General features: G+C 65.0%; 8 protein-coding genes. 3 read left to right on the forward strand and 5 right to left on the reverse strand.

The annotated features are described in order from the left end of the window. Positions 1 to 55: 55 nt before the first annotated feature. The gene (locus ACODSZ_RS00240; protein ID WP_488926796.1) at positions 56 to 1,885 is read left to right on the forward strand and encodes a chorismate-binding protein; all 1,830 of its coding nucleotides are present in this window, start codon (positions 56 to 58) and stop codon (positions 1,883 to 1,885) included. 23 nt (positions 1,886 to 1,908) lie between these two features. Here ACODSZ_RS00240 and ACODSZ_RS00245 read toward each other — a convergent pair whose 3' ends face one another. The 5 genes from ACODSZ_RS00245 to ACODSZ_RS00265 all read right to left on the reverse strand — a co-directional run bounded on the left by ACODSZ_RS00245 (position 1,909) and on the right by ACODSZ_RS00265 (position 12,169). Then, positions 1,909 to 3,444 carry an efflux transporter outer membrane subunit gene (locus ACODSZ_RS00245; RefSeq protein WP_488926797.1) on the reverse strand — a complete coding sequence of 512 codons (1,536 nt, stop codon included), beginning with the start codon at positions 3,442 to 3,444 and terminating at the stop codon, positions 1,909 to 1,911. Positions 3,445 to 3,466: 22 nt separating this feature from the next. Next, on the reverse strand, positions 3,467 to 6,703 hold the full coding sequence (locus tag ACODSZ_RS00250; RefSeq protein WP_488926798.1) for an efflux RND transporter permease subunit: 3,237 nt from the start codon (positions 6,701 to 6,703) through the stop codon (positions 3,467 to 3,469). Between the two features lie 12 nt (positions 6,704 to 6,715). Beyond that, complete coding sequence (locus ACODSZ_RS00255) at positions 6,716 to 9,865, reverse strand: MdtB/MuxB family multidrug efflux RND transporter permease subunit (protein ID WP_488926799.1); 3,150 nt, start codon at positions 9,863 to 9,865, stop codon at positions 6,716 to 6,718. A 42-nt stretch (positions 9,866 to 9,907) separates the two neighbouring features. Further along, positions 9,908 to 11,443: an MdtA/MuxA family multidrug efflux RND transporter periplasmic adaptor subunit gene (locus tag ACODSZ_RS00260; protein ID WP_175343026.1), complete on the reverse strand. Its 1,536-nt coding sequence runs from the start codon at positions 11,441 to 11,443 to the stop codon at positions 9,908 to 9,910. Positions 11,444 to 11,629: 186 nt separating this feature from the next. Next, positions 11,630 to 12,169, reverse strand: coding sequence for a Spy/CpxP family protein refolding chaperone (locus tag ACODSZ_RS00265; RefSeq protein ID WP_008327257.1), 540 nt, complete (start codon positions 12,167 to 12,169; stop codon positions 11,630 to 11,632). A 237-nt stretch (positions 12,170 to 12,406) separates the two neighbouring features. Here ACODSZ_RS00265 and ACODSZ_RS00270 point away from each other — a divergent pair, with 237 nt between their 5' ends. Both ACODSZ_RS00270 and ACODSZ_RS00275 read left to right on the forward strand, forming a co-directional pair. After that, a complete protein-coding gene (locus ACODSZ_RS00270; RefSeq protein WP_217509821.1) occupies positions 12,407 to 13,144 on the forward strand; it encodes a response regulator in 738 nt (245 codons plus the stop codon). Continuing rightward, on the forward strand, positions 13,141 to 14,529 hold the full coding sequence (locus ACODSZ_RS00275) for an ATP-binding protein (RefSeq protein ID WP_488926800.1): 1,389 nt from the start codon (positions 13,141 to 13,143) through the stop codon (positions 14,527 to 14,529). Before ACODSZ_RS00270 ends, ACODSZ_RS00275 begins: the two co-directional genes overlap by 4 nt. The last annotated feature ends 18 nt before the right edge of the window (positions 14,530 to 14,547 follow it).

The raw sequence follows: 14,547 nt of genomic DNA on the forward strand, positions 1-14,547 counted from the left end.
TGCTGCCGGCGGCCGCCCTGGCCCCTCCCCTCGCTGTCATCGCTGCCCACGCCTCATGAACGAATGTTTCGCCCTCCTCGACGACCACCAGGCCAGCCCGGCCGAACCGCGCTCGCGCCTCTACACCGGGCATGTACGCACACTGGCCTGCACCGATGCCGCGCTCTTCCCGGCGATGCTGGACGAGATGCAGGCAGCGCTGGCCGAGGGACAGCACGCCGTGGCCTTGTGGCGCTATGAACTGGGCGCGGCGCTGCATGGCCTGCCGCATCACCCGTTGTCCGCCCCCCTGGCGCGCGTGCTCTTGTTTGCCCACTGCGCGCCTCTGTCTGCCGCCGAAGTGGATGCGTGGCTGTCCACCCAAGTACGCTCCGACAGCGCCGGCATCACCCGTCTGCGCAGCAGCGTCGATGAGACCGCTTTCACTGCGGCCATCGATCGTATCCGCGATTACATCGCCGCCGGGGATACCTACCAGGTCAACTATACCTATCGCCTGCACTTCGACGTGCTGGGCGACCCCATCACCCTGTACCGCCGCCTGCGTGCACGCCAGCCGGTGCCGTATGGTGCGCTGCTGCGCGATGAGAGCGGTGGCATGGTGCTCTCGTGTTCGCCGGAACTGTTCGTCGCCCATCAGCAGGGAACGCTGAAAGCCAAGCCCATGAAGGGTACCGCGCGGGCCGTACCGGTCGGAGAGGAAGGTGCGGACACGCTCAACGCGCAACGCGCTCTGGCCCTGTCCCACGATGAAAAGAACCGCGCAGAAAACCTGATGATCGTCGACCTGCTGCGCAACGACCTGGGCCGCGTGGCAGTCCCGGGTTCGGTGCAGGTACCGCATCTGTTCGACGTGCGTCGCTACGGCCAGGTGCTGCAGATGACCTCCACCATCCGCGCCCGCCTGCGCGCGGACGTCACCCTGGCCGATGCGATTGCTGCGCTCTACCCTTGCGGCTCGATCACCGGTGCGCCCAAGCGCCGCACCATGGAGATCATCGACGAGCTGGAAACCGAAGCGCGCGGACTCTATACCGGGGCCATCGGCTGGTTCGAGGCGCCGCGCGCGGGCGGGCATGCCATTGGGGATTTCTGCCTCTCGGTGCCGATCCGCACGCTGGAGCTGCAAGCCCCGCAGCAGGGCATGCGCAGCGGCGTGATGGGTGTGGGTGCAGGCATCGTCCACGACAGCGAGGCTGCCTCCGAATTTGCGGAATGCCAGCTGAAATCAGGTTTCCTCACGGAATTGACACAAAGCTTCACGCTCTTCGAAACCATCCATGCCACCCGCAGCGGTTGCCGCCATCTGGCGCTGCATCTGGAGCGTCTGAAGCAATCTGCTTCACAGCTGGGCTATCCCTTCGATGCGACGGCCATCCGAGCACAACTCGATGCACGCTGTGCTGAACTTTCCGACCAGACGGCCTATCGCCTGCGGCTGGCGCTGGATATCCACGGGGGCATCGCGATCCAGCATACGGTGCTGACCCCGTTGAGTACGCCGGTCAAGGTCTTCCTGGCGGATACCGCCACCGACAGCCATGACCCCTTCCTGCGCCACAAGAGCAGCCAGCGCGCCCGCTACGACGCCGCCTGGCAAGAAGCCGAACGGCGCGGCGGCTTCGACCTGCTGTTCTTCAATGAACGCGATGAACTGACCGAGGGCGGCCGCAGCAATGTCTTCGTCAAGATCGCCGGTCGCTGGTGCACGCCGCCGCTGGCGTGCGGGGTCTTGCCGGGCGTCATGCGGCAGGTGCTGCTGGCCGATCCGCAATGGGATGCCGTGCAAGTCGTCATCACCCGCGCCGACCTGATGACAGCGCAGGAGATCGTGGTCTGCAATGCCTTGCGCGGGGCGCTGCCGGCAGTACTGGTCACCGCCTGAGCACGCTCCATACGCAACTCGGATCAACGCAGCGCTGCGTTGTCCTTCAGGCCCCTGGCCTTGTCAGCCGTCTGCTGCTGCAGCGGGCCGAGGTCATCCAGGCTATGCCCGTCCCAGCCCCCGCCCAGCGCCTTGGCCAGCAGCACGCTGGCGGCCATGCGGCGGTTGAGGATACTGAGCGAAGTCAGCTCGGCCGACAGCGCGGTGGCCTGGGCCGTGATGACGTTGACGTAGCTCACCGTCCCCGCCTTGTACTGGTTGGTCACCAGCGTAACGGCCTGGCGCGCAGCCTGCAGGGCCTCGCCCTGCACGGCCGCTTCCTGCTCCAGGATGCGCAGCGCGGCGAGGTTGTCTTCCACTTCCTGGAACGCCGTCAGCACCGTCTGCTTGTAGGTGGCCACCGTCCCGTCATAGGTGGCGATGGCCTGATCGGTGGCCGCTGCGCGCGCGCCACCATCGAAAATGGTCTGCGCCAGTTGCGGGCCCAGCGACCACACACGTCCCGGCAGCGTGAACCAGTCGGCGAAGGTGGAGCTCTGATAACCGCCCGAGGCCGACAGCGTCAGGCTGGGGAAGTAGGCGGCCTTGGCCACGCCGATCTTGGCATTGGCCGAGGCCACGCGGCGCTCGGCAGCGGCCACATCGGGACGACGCTCCAGCAGCATCGACGGCACCCCCTGCGGCACCGGCGGCGCCACCGCCGTGAGCGGCGCGCGCGGCAGCGAGAACTGGGCCGGCGTCTTGCCCACCAGCAGCGCGATGGCGTGCTCCACCTGCGCCCGTGTGACGCCATTGTCCAGCGCCGACGCCTGGGCCGATTTCAGTTGCGTCTGCGCCTGGATCACGTCGGACTTGGCCACCAGCCCGGCGGCATACTGGTTCTGCGTGACTTGCAGCGAGCGCTGGTAAGCCTGGACCGTGTCTTCCAGCAATTGCTGCTGGGCATCCAGCACGCGCAGTTGCAGATAGTTCTGCGCCAGCTGGGCCTGCGCCGACAGGCGCGCTGCGGCGAGATCGGCCGCACTGGCCTGGGCGCTGGCCTGGCTGGATTCGACGTCGCGCCGCACCTTGCCCCAGATGTCCGCTTCCCACGAGGCCGTCAGCGAGAAGGTATAGGCGTTGCGCACGCTGCCCGATGAACTCGACGAGGTGGACGTGCCGGAGGATGTGGCTGAGGACGAACCGGCAGAGCCGGAGCGCCCGCGCGAGGCACCGGCCGAGGCCGACAGCGTGGGCGCATAGGCCGAGCGCGAACTTTGCACCAGCGCCACGGCGCTGCGAAAATTGGCTTCGGCCAGGGCCAAGTTCTGGTTGGAGATGTCGACCTGATCGGCCAGCGCATTCAATTGCGGATCGCCAAACATTTCCCACCACTTGCCATCGGCCATCAGGTCACGCGGCTGGGCCGGCTTCCAGTGCTGGCCTTCCTTGAAGACGGCCGGGCCGGTGTCCATCTGCGGGCGTACATAGTCGGGCCCGACCGAGCAGGCCGCCAGCGCAAAGCTGGCTGCCAGCACCGCCAGCAGCGGCTTGAGTTTGAACAGGTCTTGTTGCGTCATGCGTTTCTCCATGGCGGCAGCCTCAGGCCGCCGAGGTTTCTGTCTTGTTCTTGCGGCCGAAACGGCGGCGGCCCCAGGCGCTCAGGCGTTCCATGTACAGATACACCACCGGGGTCGTGTAGAGCGTGAGCAGCTGGCTCACCACCAGCCCGCCCACAATCGAGATGCCCAGCGGCTGGCGCAGTTCAGCGCCATCGCCGTGGCCGATGGCCAGCGGGATGGCGCCCAGGAGCGCGGCCATGGTGGTCATCATGATGGGGCGGAAGCGCAGCTTGCAGGCCTCGAAGATGGCGTCGCGCGGTGACAGACCGCGATTGCGTTCGGCATCGATGGCGAAGTCCACCATCATGATGGCGTTCTTCTTGACGATGCCGATCAGGAGGATCACGCCGATGAGCGCGATGAGGCTGAAGTCGGTGCCGGTCACCATCAAGGCCAGCAGCGCCCCCACGCCCGCCGAGGGCAGCGTGGAAATGATGGTGATGGGATGGATCAGGCTTTCGTACAGAATGCCCAGCACGATATAGACCGCCAGCAAGGCCGTCAGGATCAGGATGGGCTGGCTGGAGGTGGAGGCCTGGAAGGCATTGGCCGTGCCCGCGAAAGTGCCCAGCACGCTGGTGGGTACGCCCAGTTGCGCCATGGCGCGGTCAATGGCGGCGGTGGCCTGCGACAGCGAGACCCCCTCGGCCAGGTTGAAGGACAAGGTCGAGGCCACGAACTGGCCCTCATGGCTGACCGACAGCGCCGTGGTGGTGGGCTCGAAGCGTGAGAACGCCGCCAGCGGAATCTGGCGCGAGGCCGCCGTCGAGATGGTCTGCGCCAGCCCGGTATTGGCGTTCAACTTGCCCGAGGCCGACAGCGCCGGCGGGGTCGACAGGCTGGAGGTGGTGGGCGAGAGATTGGAGGAACCGGCCAGGCTGACGTAGGTATCGCGCAGGATCTCCGGGCTCTGCCAGTATTGCGGTGCGGCTTCCATCACCACGTGGTACTGGTTCATGCCGCTGTAGATGGTGGAGATCTGACGCTGGCCGAACAGGTCGGACAAGGTCGAGTCGATCAGCTGCGGCGTGACCCCGGCACGCATGGCCGTCTCGCGGTCGATGGTCAGGGTGGTCTGCAGACCGTTGTCCTGCTGGTCGGTGCTGATGTCTTCGAGCTCCTTCAGGTTGGACAGCGCCAGGCGTATCTTGGGCTCCCAGATGCGCAAGAGGCCCACATCGTCGGACTTGAGCGAATATTCATATTGCGAATCGCTCTGGCGCGCACCGATGCGGATGTCCTGTACCGGCACCAGAAACACCCGCGCACCGGCCACTTTGGCGGTCTTGATGCGTAGCCGCGCGACCACCTTGTCGGCACTGTCTTTTCGTTCAGAGAGAGGCTTGAGCGTGACATACATGAAGCCGCCATTGCGCCGCTGTCCACCGGTGAAGGCCACCACATCGGACACATCCGGATCGGCCTTGACGATATCGATGAACTCGTTGAGCTTGGTGCGCATGGCCTGGAAGGAGATGGCCTGGTCGCCACGGATGCCGCCGATCAGGCGCCCGGTATCCTGCTGCGGGAAGAAGCCCTTGGGGATGGCCTTGTAGAGGTAGACATTCAGGGCGATGGTGGCCAGGAGAATGAGCATCATCAGCGGTGCCGCACGGAGCGCCCAGGCCAGGGTGCGCTCGTAGGCCAGCAGCATGTCGGCGAAGATGGCCGCGCTCTGGTCAGCGATCTTCTGCAGCCAGGGATGACGGCGTTTGCGGCGGGCCTCATCGGCCTGCGGATCATGGCGCAGCAGTTGCGCACACATCATCGGCGTGGTGGTCAGCGACACCACCAGCGAGACCAGAATGGCCACCGACAAGGTGATGGCGAACTCGCGGAAGAGCCGCCCGACGATGCCCTCCATCATCAGAATGGGAATGAAGACGGCGATCAGCGAGATGCTCATCGACAGCACCGTGAAGCCCACTTCGCGCGCTCCCAGCAAGGCCGCCTTGTAAGGCTTCATGCCGGCCTCGATGTGGCGCGAGATGTTCTCCAGCACCACGATGGCATCATCGACCACGAAGCCGGTGGCAATGGTCAGCGCCATCAGCGACAGATTGTCGAGGCTGAAACCGGCCAGGTACATGATGCCGAAGGTGCCGATCAGCGAGACCGGCACGGCCACCGCGGGGATCAACGTGGCCCGCGCATTGCGCAGGAACAGGAACACCACCATGATCACCAGCGCCACCGAGAGCATCAGGGTGAATTCGGTTTCCTTCAAGGAGGCGCGGATGGTGGGAGTGCGGTCCAGCACCACCTTCATGTCGATGGCGGCCGGAATCGATGCCTGCAACTGCGGCAGCAGCGCACGCACGCTATCGACCGTCTCGATGATGTTGGCGCCGGGCTGGCGGTTGATGATGATCAGCACCGAGGGCTTGCCGTTGGAAGAACCGGCATTGCGCACATCGGCCACCGAGTCGCGCACCTCGGCCACGTCCCGCACCCGAACCGGCGTACCGTTGCGATATGCAACGATCAGCGGGGCATATTCGGCGGCGGTCTTGGCCTGGTCGTTGGCATAGATCTGCCAGTTGCGGCCATCGTCCTCCAGCAAGCCCTTGGGACGGTTGGCATTGGTGGCAGCCACGGCCGTGCGCACATCCGCGCTGCCGATACCGTACTTGTTCAGGGCCGTGGGGTTCAACTCGATGCGCACCGCCGGCTGCGAGCTGCCGCCCACGCTCACCTGCCCCACGCCGCGTACCTGCGACAGTTTCTGCGCCACGATGCTGTCGGCGGCGTCGTACATCTGGCCCTGGGTCATGGTGTCCGACGTCATGGCCAGGATCAGGATGGGCGCATCGGCCGGGTTGACCTTGCGATAGGTCGGGTTGCTCGGCATGCCGGTAGGCAGCAGGTTGCGCGCGGCATTGAGCGCGGCCTGCACGTCACGGGCGGCACCGTCGATATCGCGGCTCAGGTCGAACTGCAAGGTGATGCGGGTGGAGTTCTGGGAGCTGGTCGAGGTCATCTCGGTCACGCCCGCAATGGCGCCCATGGCGCGTTCCAGTGGCGTGGCCACGGTCGCGGCCATGGTCTCGGGGCTGGCCCCGGGCAGCGAGGCCGAGATCGAGATGGTCGGATAATCCACCTGCGGCAGCGGCGAGACCGGCAGCAGGCGGAAGGCCACCATGCCGGCCAGCGCAATGCCAATGGTCAACAGCGTGGTCGCGATGGGCCGCTTGATGAAGGGAAGCGAGATATTCATGCGCGCATCCGCTTACACCGCAGGCGGCAGGGTGGCCGGTTTGCCGTCATCGTCATCCTCGCCGCCATGGCCCGGTTCGCGCAGTCCGAAGCGCGCGCGCAGGCGGCGGCCCAGGCTGTCGAAACCGAGATAGATCACCGGCGTGGTGAACAAGGTCAGCACCTGCGACACCAGCAGACCACCCACCATGGTGATGCCCAGCGGCTGGCGCAGCTCGGAACCGACACCGGTCCCCAGCATCAACGGCAGCGCCCCCAGGAGCGCGGCCATGGTGGTCATCAGGATGGGGCGGAAGCGCAGCAGGCAAGCCTGGTAGATCGCCTCGCGCGGACTCTTGCCTTCATGCCGTTCGGCTTCCAGGGCGAAGTCGATCATCATGATGGCGTTCTTCTTGACGATGCCGATCAGGAGGATGATGCCGATGATGCCGATGATGCCCAGATCCGTGCCCGAGATCATCAGCGACAGCAAGGCACCCACGCCCGCCGAGGGCAAGGTGGAGAGGATGGTGATGGGATGGATGTAGCTCTCGTAGAGCACGCCCAGCACGATGTACATGGTGATGATGGCCGCCAGGATCAGCCACAGCGTGTTGGACAGCGAGGCCTGGAAGGCCAGCGCCGCGCCCTGGAAGTTGGTGACGGTGGAGTCGGGCATGCCGATCTCGTCTTCGGCCACCTTGATGGCCTTGACCGCCTCGCCCAGGGAAGCGCCCTTGGCCAGATTGAAGGAGATGGTCGCCGCCGGGAACTGACCGATGTGGTTCACCACCAGCGGGGCCGTGCGTTCGGTCACGGTGGCAATCGAGGACAGCGGCACCTGGCCGCCGGCGGAGGTGACCAGGAAGATGCTGTCCAGCGCTTCAGGCCCGCGCTGGAATTCCGGCTTGACCTCCATCACCACGCGATACAGGTTCGATTGCGTGTAGATGGTGGAAATCAAGCGCTGGCCGAAGGCGTTGTAGAGCGCATTGTCGATGGCGGCCGTGGTGATGCCCAGGCGCGAGGCGGCATTGCGGTCGATCTCGATATAGGCCTGCAAGCCCTGGTCCTGCAGGTTGCTGGCCACGTCGGCCAGTTGCGGCACCTGCTGCAGACGCGCGATCAGCTTGGGCACCCAGGTGCTCAGGGTGGTCGGGTCGGCGTCTTCCAGCGTGAACTGGTATTGCGTGCGCGAGACGCTGTCTTCGATGGTCAGATCCTGCACCGGCTGCATGTAGAGCGTCACGCCCGGCACCTCTTGGGTGAGCTTGGGTTGCAGGCGGCGGATCACGTCGGAGGCCGAGACATCACGCTCTTCATGCGGCTTCAGATTGATGAGCATGCGGCCGCTGTTGAGGGTAGCGTTGGTGCCGTCCACGCCGATGAAGGAGGACAGGCTTTCCACCGCCGGATCTTCCAGCACCACCTTGGCCAGTTGCTGCTGCTTCTCGCCCATGGCGCCGAAGGAGATCGATTGCGTGGCCTCCGAGATACCCTGGATGACACCGGTATCCTGCAGCGGGAAGAAACCCTTGGGCACGAACACGTACAGCAGCACGGTCAGGCCCAGCGTTGCCAGGGCCACCAAGAGCGTGAGTTTCTGGCGCTCCAGCACCCATTCCAGCATCACGCCATAGCGCGCGATGATGCGGTCGAAGAAAGCCTGGCTCTTGTGATAGAACCAGCCCTGCTGTTGTTCCGGCTGGTGGCGCAAGAGGCGCGCGCACATCATCGGCGTGAGCGTGAGCGAGACCACGGCGGAGATGAGGATGGAGACCGCCAGCGTGACCGCGAATTCATGGAACAGTCGACCGACCACGTCGCCCATGAAGAGCAATGGAATCAGCACGGCGATGAGCGAGAAGGTCAGCGAGATGATGGTGAAGCCAATCTGCTCGGCGCCCTTGAGTGCGGCCTGCATGGGCTTCATGCCCTCTTCGATGTAACGCGAGATGTTCTCGATCATGACGATGGCGTCATCGACCACGAAGCCGGTGGCAATGGTCAGCGCCATGAGCGTGAGGTTGTTGATCGAAAAGCCTGCCAGGTACATCACCGCGAAGGTGCCCACCAGCGACAGCGGCACCGCCACGCTGGGGATGATGGTGGCGGGCACGTTGCGCAGGAAGACGAAGATCACCATCACCACCAGCGCCACCGAGAGCAGCAGCTCGAACTTCACGTCCGCCACCGAAGCGCGGATGGTGGTGGTGCGATCGGTCAGGATGTGGACATCGATGGCGCCGGGCAGGCTGGCCTGCAACTGCGGCAGGATCTTCTTGATGCTGTCGACCACGGCGATCACGTTGGCACCGGGCTGGCGCTGGATGTTCACGATCACCGCCGGCTGCTGGTTGGCCCAGGCCCCCAGGCGGACGTTTTCTGCACCGTCGATCACATCGGCCACATCCGAGACGCGGATGGGCGCGCCGTTCTTGTAGGCGATGATCAGGTTGCGGTATTCATCGGCCGAGCGCAGCTGGTCGTTGGCGTCAATGGTGGAGGCGCGCGTGGGGCCGTCGAAACTGCCCTTGGCCTGGTTGACGTTGGCGTTGCCGATGGCCGTGCGCACGTCATCCAGGTTCAGGCCCAGCGCGGCCACGGCGCGCGGATTGATCTGCATGCGTACGGCCGGACGCTGGCCGCCCGACAGGCTCACCAGACCGACGCCGGACAATTGCGAAATCTTTTGCGCCAGGCGGGTATCGATCAGGTCCTGCACCTTGGGTAACGGGATGGTCCTGGAGGTGACCGCCAGCGTGATGATGGGCGTATCGGCCGGATTGACCTTGCTGTAGAGCGGCGGCATCGGCAGATCCGAGGGCAGCAGGTTGCTGCCGGCATTGATGGCGGCCTGCACTTCCTGCTCGGCCACGTCCAGGCTGAGATCAAGATTGAATTGCAGCGTGATCACCGAGGCCCCGCCGGAGCTGGTGGAAGACATCTGCTTCAAGCCCGGCATCTGGCCGAACTGGCGTTCCAGCGGTGCGGTGACGGAGGAGGTCATCACGTCCGGACTGGCACCGGGATAGAGCGTGACCACCTGGATGGTCGGGTAATCGACTTCGGGCAGGGCCGACAGCGGCAGGAGCCGGTAGGCCACGATGCCCACCAGCAGGATCGCCAGCATCAGCAAGGATGTGGCGACCGGCCGCAGGATGAACTGGCGCGAGGGATTCATGCGTGAGCCTTGTGCAGATTGGGCAAATCGGACTGAGGGTGCTTACTTGGCGCCGTTGGCGTTGCCTGCATTGTTGGCGCCGCCTTCGCGCTGGCGGCGCAGCTCCATCATCTTCTGGCGACGCTGGTCTTCGGGCAGCTTCTTGATTTCTTCGCCGAATTCACCGGCATCGATGCGCTTGTTGAGTTCGGCCCAGCGCTTCTGCCGCTCTTCCGGACTCAGGTTGGCCTCGCCGCCCTGGGCCGCTTGACCGCCCTGCCCCCGCTTGCCATGGCGACGTTCCGGATTCTCGGTGGTGAGCTTGTTGGCCGGATCATCGGCGCCGCCGCGGGTGACCGCTTCCACCTTGGCGCCTTCGCGCAGGCGGTCGATGCCATCGATGACCACGGTTTCACCGGCACTGATGCCATCGGTGATGACGGTCTGGTCATCCTGCACCGGGCCGGTCTTGACCGGGCGCACGGTGACGGTGTTGTCCTGCTTGACCACATACACGAACAAGCCCTTGGCCCCGCGCTGGATGGCGGCCGTGGGGATGACGGTGGCGCCCTTCTCGGTCTTGAGTTGCAGGCGGATGTTGACGAACTGGCTGGGGAAGAGCGCGTAATCGGTATTGGGGAACTGGGCCTTGAGCTTGACCGTGCCGGTGGTGGAGTCGACCACGTTATCGATGGTCAACAACACGCCATCGGCCAGTTTCTTCTTCTGCTCGCGGTCCCAGGCCTGGGCCGGCAGTTTGCGGCCGCTCTGCAGTTGCTGCAAGACCTTGGGGATATTGTCTTCGGGGATGCTGAAGATGGCCGTGATCGGCTGCAACTGGGTGATGATGACCAGCCCATTGGTATCGCTGGTAGTGACGTTGTTGCCCACGTCGGCCTGGCGCAGGCCGAGGCGACCGCTGATCGGGGCGGTGACGCGGGTGAACGACAATTGCAGACGGGCGCTGGCGACACTGCCTTCATCGGCCTTGACCGTGCCCTCGTATTGCTTGACCAGCGCGGCCTGGGTATCGACCTGCTGGCTGGCAATCGAGTCCTGCGACAGCAGGGTCTGGTAGCGCTTGAGATCCAGCCGGGCCGAGGCGAGCAAGGCGCGATCGCGCGCCAGCTGCCCTTCGGCCTGGGTCAGCGCGGCCTGCAGCGCACGCGGATCGAGCTCGGCCAGCAGCTCACCGGCCTTGACCACCTGGCCTTCCTTGTAATGCAGCTTCATCAGTTGTCCATCCACGCGGGCCCGCACGGTGGCCGTGGCCGTCGGAGTCACCGAACCCAGACCGTTGAGGAACACATCCACGTTCTGCACCTGGGCCGTGGCCACGCCCACCGGCATGGTCTGGCTGCCAAAGGCGCCGGCACCGGGGCGCCGCGCACCCGGCCCACCAGGGCCACCGGGACGTCCGCCCGGGCCACCCATGGCCGCCATCTGCTCCTGTTCGGTCTTCTTCTTGGACCACCATTTGGCGCCGCCACCTGCGGCCAGCACCGCTACCAGGACCCAGAACCACCAGCGGCGCAGAATGCTGCCACGGGAAGAGCTGTTGGAGGGAGACGGCTGCCGGGAATTGGGAGTATTTGTCATGTCAGGAAAACCTGTGAACCGATCAAGTCGGCGGGCTGGCACGCAGTGTACCCAGCTATTGCCGCCATTGCACGATGTGCCAACGAGAACAGCCTTGCGGGCAAACGCAAGGCTGTCGGGTGGAACTGCACGCTGCGCCGGTATCAGGCTTGCACCGGCGCAGCGGCAGGTCATGCCTGCCCCGGTTTAGTTGGCCGGCGGGGCATCCGGTGCCGGCTTGCCGCCATGCGGGGGACCCTTGCGGTCGCCGTGGCGCATGTGTTCCATCTTTTCCCAACGATGGCGCTCCATCTTGGCGTGCTCGGCATCGAAGATCTTCTGCTGCTCCGGCGACAGAGTGGCGTAGAAGTCCTTGGTGGCGGCGATGCGCTGCTCGGCGAAGGCTTCACGCTTGCGCATCATGTCAAGCTGCTTGTCCAGACGTTCCGGGGTGCTCAGCTTGGCCCATTCTGCCTTGTCGGGACGGCCGGCCGGGTCGAACGGGGCCGGTTTGGTCTTGTCGAGGAAGAGCTTCCAGGCGGCTTCCTGGGAGGCGGTGATCTTGAGCTTGTCGTGCAGCTCGGCCTGGTGCTTGGCGCGCATCTGCTCGAACTTGGCGATCTGTTGCGGGCTTGGCGCATGACCTTGCGGGCCGCCCGGGGGCATCTGGGCAAAGGCCGACAGGGTGACGGCGCTGATGCTTACGGCGGCGACGCCGGCCAGGATACGGTTCTTGAATGTCAACATGGCTTGCTCCTTTCAGGGGGTGGTGCTCGTTATGCTTTTGAACAGCGACGTGCTGTCCTGGCATGGTTCCCATTAAACCGGCGGCGTGTATCAAGGATTTTTCCGCTGTGGCGTCATTTGTATCGTTTTGTATATATGCGGGCCGCGCAGGTATCGTTTTATTTCTGCCCTGCTCCTTGTAAAGACCCGATACAAATCCCCCCTGCAGGGACGGACAAGTTCGGCATAATGCGGTCCATGGATACAAATACTCACATCCTCGTCGTCGATGACGACCGCGACATCCGCACCCTGCTGGCCGAATATCTGGACAGCAATGGCCTGCGCACCCTGACCGCCACCAATGGCAGCGAAATGCGCCGGGTACTGGAAGAGTCGCGCGTGGACCTGATCGTGCTGGATCTGACCCTGCCCGGCGAAGACGGTCTGACCATCTGCCGCAACCTGCGCGCCACCTCCTCGGTACCGGTCATCATGCTGACCGCGCGCGGCGAGCCGCTGGACCGCATCCTGGGGCTGGAGATGGGCGCCGATGACTACCTGGCCAAGCCCTTCGAGCCGCGCGAACTGTTTGCCCGCATCCGCAGCGTGCTGCGCCGTACCCAGGCGCTGCCGCCCAACATGGCCCAGCCGGACGTTGCCACCATGCGCTTTGCCGGCTGGACCCTGGATCTCACCGCGCGTCACCTGGTGAGCCGGGATGGTGTGGTGGTGGCCTTGTCGGGAGCGGAATTCCGGCTGCTGAAGGTGTTCCTCGACCATCCCAACCGCGTGCTCAACCGCGACCAGTTGCTGGAGCTCACGCAAGGCCGCGAATCCGATCCCTTCGACCGTTCGGTGGATATCCAGATCAGCCGCCTGCGCCAAAAGCTGGGCGATGATGCGCGTACCCCCACCATCATCAAGACCGTGCGCAACGAGGGCTACGTGCTGGCCACGACCGTGACGGCCGAAGGGACGGGCCGCCCGGGATGAAGAATTTCCTCGGCTCCATCGGCAACCGCATCTTCTTCCTGCTGCTGGGCGGTATCGTGGTGGCGGTGTTTGCCACCAACTGGCTGGCCGGCAACGAGCGCCGCAATATCTTGCGTGAGCTGCGCTTCCAGCATCTGGCCGACCGCGTCGAGCAGATCGTGCAGGCGGTGGACAACATCCCTTCCGCGCAGCGGCCCATCGTGCTGCAGGCGGCGACCAACTTCGGTTTCGAGGCGCGCATGGTGGACGACATGAACGACGCCATCGGCTCCAATGTCAGCAGCAGCAGTCCCTTGATCGAGATGCTGCAGGCGCGCCTGGGCGAGGACCGCAAGATCGCCGTGCAGCGTGAGAGCGAATGCCCGCCGCTGCATGCCGATGACGGGCGTGGTCCGCGCCGTGATACCTGTCGCGTCATCTACATCAGCCTGCATGACCAGGCGCTCATGCGCCTGCGCCTGCACCAGCCGGGCGAGCCCCCGGCCCTGCGCGGGCGCGGCGGACCGGGCGGGCCGGCCGGTCTGTTCGGTCTGCAATATATCCTGCTGTTCCTGGTACTCATTGCCATGCTGGCGTGGCTGGTGGCGCGCATGGCCACCCGCCCTATCCGCCAGCTGGCGCAAGCCGCTTCGCGCCTGGGCCGCGACATCGACCACGCCCCGCTGGCCGAAACCGGTCCCACCGAAATCCGCCAGGCGGCCCATGCCTTCAACGCCATGCAGGGACGCATCCGTCGCCAGATCCAGCATCGCACCCACATGCTGGCGGCCATCACGCATGACCTGCAGACACCATTGACGCGCATGCGGCTGCGACTGGAAAAGGTCAGCGATCCCGGCTTGCAGCAGAAGCTCATCGACGACCTGGGCGTCATGCACGGCATGGTGCGCGAAGGGCTGGACCTGGCGCGCAGCATGGATTCTTCCGAGAAGATCCAGGCTCTGGACATCGATTCCCTGCTCGACAGCGTCTGCGCCGACGCCGCCGATGCCGGCCAGGACGTCACCCTGCAAGGCAGCACCCGCGCCTTCGTGATGGCCCAGCCGGGCGCGCTGCGGCGCTGCCTGACCAACCTCATCGACAATGCCTGCAAGTACGGCAAGTCAGCCCGCGTCAGTATCGCGCTGGAACAGCAGAAGATCGCCATCCGCATCCGCGACCAGGGGCCGGGCATTCCGGAGGCCGAACTGGAGGCCGTGTTCGAACCCTTCTATCGCCTGGAGACCTCGCGCTCGCGCGATACCGGCGGTACCGGGCTGGGCCTGACCATCGCGCTCAACATCGCCGAGAACCATCACGGCCAGCTGCGCCTGCGCAACCTGCCGGAGGGCGGGCTGGAAGTCCTGCTGGAACTGCCGCCGATGACGCCTCCCAAAAATCGGTAAAAACCTTCACGCAGGCAT

This window comes from Herbaspirillum sp. FG34 (genome assembly GCF_057809315.1).

Excerpts from the sequence above, each read along its gene's own strand:
- ACODSZ_RS00265 (WP_008327257.1), bottom strand. The coding sequence starts at position 12,169 with ATGTTGACATTCAAGAACCGTATCCTGGCCGGCGTCGCCGCCGTAAGC.
- ACODSZ_RS00240 (WP_488926796.1), top strand. The coding sequence starts at position 56 with ATGAACGAATGTTTCGCCCTCCTCGACGACCACCAGGCCAGCCCGGCC.
- ACODSZ_RS00245 (WP_488926797.1), bottom strand. The coding sequence starts at position 3,444 with ATGACGCAACAAGACCTGTTCAAACTCAAGCCGCTGCTGGCGGTGCTG.
- ACODSZ_RS00260 (WP_175343026.1), bottom strand. The coding sequence starts at position 11,443 with ATGACAAATACTCCCAATTCCCGGCAGCCGTCTCCCTCCAACAGCTCT.
- ACODSZ_RS00250 (WP_488926798.1), bottom strand. The coding sequence starts at position 6,703 with ATGAATATCTCGCTTCCCTTCATCAAGCGGCCCATCGCGACCACGCTG.
- ACODSZ_RS00270 (WP_217509821.1), top strand. The coding sequence starts at position 12,407 with ATGGATACAAATACTCACATCCTCGTCGTCGATGACGACCGCGACATC.
- ACODSZ_RS00275 (WP_488926800.1), top strand. The coding sequence starts at position 13,141 with ATGAAGAATTTCCTCGGCTCCATCGGCAACCGCATCTTCTTCCTGCTG.
- ACODSZ_RS00255 (WP_488926799.1), bottom strand. The coding sequence starts at position 9,865 with ATGAATCCCTCGCGCCAGTTCATCCTGCGGCCGGTCGCCACATCCTTG.